At 44.2% G+C, this 477-nt stretch carries 1 pseudogene; it reads right to left on the minus strand.

Going from position 1 to position 477, the window contains the following annotated elements:
* Positions 1 to 193: 193 nt before the first annotated feature.
* Positions 194 to 477 (minus strand): annotated as a pseudogene (locus J7R10_RS08595) (hypothetical protein); the annotation flags it as partial.

The following is a 477-nucleotide window of genomic DNA, read 5'->3' on the forward strand; positions in this document are numbered from 1 at the left end:
ACTGGACCGCATAACGGGCTGCTTCATCTGGTGTGTTAAAAATACCATTGTAGAACATACGCCTGTTGCCATCAGAACCTGCGTGTAAATGCTTTTCTTCTTCAGGTGTTAAATAATGTGATTGAGGAAACAATCCCACCATTTCAAGCAAAAGCAAGGATGGGGGATTCTTGATCATCTCAAACAGCAAAAATTAAGGCTGGCATTCATCCGCATTTTTATACCTTTTACAAAATGGGCTATTTAAGCGCTTCTTGACACTGCGCTTTGGGATGACAGCACCAGGCTGACAAATGGGAAGGTTTTCCTCTTTAAAAGTATAACACCACCCTCCCTCATGTTCGTTTTTATAGCGGAATCTCACTCCACCCACACACTCATTACCTGTTTCCAGCACATCAATACTCTTCTCTCTACTTTCTGGCTCTGCATCATAATCCCTGGGCCGTGCACATGCTCCACACGCGTGAACAAGCG

The organism is Bartonella vinsonii subsp. berkhoffii ATCC 51672 (genome assembly GCF_902825225.1).
GTDB classification, from domain to species: Bacteria; Pseudomonadota; Alphaproteobacteria; order Rhizobiales; family Rhizobiaceae; genus Bartonella; species Bartonella berkhoffii.